Here is a 3,019-nt window from a genome sequence, read left to right as displayed (position 1 = left end):
TGAACCTTGAAAACTGGATAAGGAATTATGACTCATCTAGCGATGAGATCATGATGACAAGACATCTAATTGATTTATATAAACGTCTTTTCACGAAGATAGTTAAGTGAATAAGGGCGCACGGTGGATGCCTTGGTACTAGGAGCCGATGAAGGACGGGACTAACACCGATATGCTCCGGCGAGCCGTAAGCAGGCTTTGACCCGGAGATTTCCGAATGGGGAAACCCACTGTTCGTAATGGGACAGTATCCTATACTGAATACATAGGTATAGGAAGGCAGACCCGGGGAACTGAAACATCTAAGTACCCGGAGGAAGAGAAAGCAAACGCGATTTCCCAAGTAGCGGCGAGCGAAACGGAATCAGCCCAAACCAGAAAGCTTGCTTTCTGGGGTTGTAGGACACTCCTTTGGAGTTATCAAGGAGGAAGATAGACGAATCGATCTGGAAAGATCAGCCGAAGAGGGTAACAGCCCTGTAGTCGAAATCTTCCTCTCTCCGGAGTGGATCCTGAGTACGGCGGAACACGAGGAATTCCGTCGGAATCCGGGAGGACCATCTCCCAAGGCTAAATACTCCCTAGTAACCGATAGTGAACCAGTACCGTGAGGGAAAGGTGAAAAGCACCCCGGAAGGGGAGTGAAATAGAACCTGAAACCGTGTGCCTACAAGTAGTCGGAGCCCGTTAATGGGTGACGGCGTGCCTTTTGTAGAATGAACCGGCGAGTTACGACCGTATGCGAGGTTAAGCAGCAGAAGCGGAGCCGCAGCGAAAGCGAGTCTGAATAGGGCGAGTGAGTATGCGGTCGTAGACCCGAAACCGTGTGATCTACCCATGTCCAGGGTGAAGGTCAGGTAACACTGACTGGAGGCCCGAACCCACGTAAGTTGAAAATTACGGGGATGAGGTGTGGGTAGGGGTGAAATGCCAATCGAACACGGAGATAGCTGGTTCTCTCCGAAATAGCTTTAGGGCTAGCCTCAGAATAGAAAGTCATGGAGGTAGAGCACTGATTGGACGAGGGGCCCCTATCGGGTTACCGAATTCAGTCAAACTCCGAATGCCATAGACTTTGTTCTGGGAGTCAGACCGTGGGTGATAAGGTTCATGGTCGAGAGGGAAACAGCCCAGACCGCCAGCTAAGGTCCCAAAGTGTGTGTTAAGTGGAAAAGGATGTGGAGTTGCTTAGACAACCAGGATGTTGGCTTAGAAGCAGCCATCATTCAAAGAGTGCGTAATAGCTCACTGGTCGAGTGACTCTGCGCCGAAAATGTACCGGGGCTAAACACACCACCGAAGCTGCGGATTGATCTTACGATCAGTGGTAGGAGAGCGTTCTAAGTGCTGCGAAGTCAGACCGTAAGGACTGGTGGAGCGCTTAGAAGTGAGAATGCCGGTATGAGTAGCGAAAAAAGAGTGAGAATCTCTTTCACCGAATGCCTAAGGTTTCCTGAGGAAGGCTCGTCCTCTCAGGGTTAGTCGGGACCTAAGCCGAGGCCGAAAGGCGTAGGCGATGGACAACAGGTTGATATTCCTGTACCACCTCCTTTCCGTTTGAATGACGGGGGGACGCAGGAGGATAGGGAGAGCGTGCCATTGGATGTGCACGTCCAAGCAGTGAGACGGTCGGAATAGGCAAATCCGTCCGGCAACGTCGAGCTGTGATGGGGAGGGAACTATAGTACCGAAGCTCCTGATTTCACACTGCCAAGAAAAGCCTCTAATGAGGAAAGAGGTGCCCGTACCGCAAACCGACACAGGTAGGCGAGGAGAGTATCCTAAGGTGAGCGGGAGAACTCTCGTTAAGGAACTCGGCAAAATGACCCCGTAACTTCGGGAGAAGGGGTGCTCCTCTGCCGAGGAGCCGCAGTGAAAAGGCCCAAGCGACTGTTTACCAAAAACACAGGTCTCTGCGAAGCCGTAAGGCGAAGTATAGGGGCTGACACCTGCCCGGTGCTGGAAGGTTAAGGGGATGCGTTAGCTTATGCGAAGCGTTGAACCGAAGCCCCAGTAAACGGCGGCCGTAACTATAACGGTCCTAAGGTAGCGAAATTCCTTGTCGGGTAAGTTCCGACCCGCACGAAAGGTGCAACGACTTGGGCACTGTCTCAACGAGAGACCCGGTGAAATTATACTATGTGTGAAGATGCACATTACCCGCGACAGGACGGAAAGACCCCGTGGAGCTTTACTGCAGCCTGATATTGAATGTTGGTACAGCTTGTACAGGATAGGTAGGAGCCTTAGAAACCGGAGCGCCAGCTTCGGTGGAGGCGCTGGTGGGATACTACCCTGGCTGTACGGACATTCTAACCCAGGACCGTAATCCGGTCCGGAGACAGTGTCAGGTGGGCAGTTTGACTGGGGCGGTCGCCTCCTAAAGAGTAACGGAGGCGCCCAAAGGTTCCCTCAGAATGGTTGGAAATCATTCGCAGAGTGTAAAGGCACAAGGGAGCTTGACTGCGAGACCTACAAGTCGAGCAGGGACGAAAGTCGGGCTTAGTGATCCGGCGGTACCGTATGGAAGGGCCGTCGCTCAACGGATAAAAGCTACCCCGGGGATAACAGGCTTATCTCCCCCAAGAGTCCACATCGACGGGGAGGTTTGGCACCTCGATGTCGGCTCATCGCATCCTGGGGCTGTAGTCGGTCCCAAGGGTTGGGCTGTTCGCCCATTAAAGCGGTACGCGAGCTGGGTTCAGAACGTCGTGAGACAGTTCGGTCCCTATCCGTCGTGGGCGTTGGAAATTTGAAAGGAGCTGTCCTTAGTACGAGAGGACCGGGATGGACACACCGCTGGTGTACCAGTTGTTCCGCCAGGAGCATCGCTGGGTAGCTACGTGTGGTCGGGATAAGTGCTGAAAGCATCTAAGCATGAAGCCCCCCTTGAGATGAGATTTCCCTCTGCTTCGAGCAGATAAGATCCCTCAGAGACGATGAGGTTGATAGGTCCGAGGTGGAAGCGTGGTGACACGTGGAGCTGACGGATACTAATGGATCGATGACTTATCTATAT

Annotated in this window: 1 rRNA gene; it reads left to right on the top strand. The window is 52.8% G+C overall.

What is annotated here, in order from left to right:
• Nucleotides 1-100: 100 nt before the first annotated feature.
• Nucleotides 101-3,017: ribosomal RNA gene (locus QMA39_RS19675) — 23S ribosomal RNA — on the top strand.
• Nucleotides 3,018-3,019 lie beyond the last annotated feature (2 nt).

It is taken from the genome of Halobacillus sp. Cin3, assembly GCF_947311855.1.
Classification (GTDB): domain Bacteria; phylum Bacillota; class Bacilli; order Bacillales; family Halobacillaceae; genus Halobacillus; species Halobacillus kuroshimensis.
The sequence above is the reverse complement of the archived record's forward strand: the minus strand, read 5'-3'. Positions and strand labels throughout refer to the sequence as shown.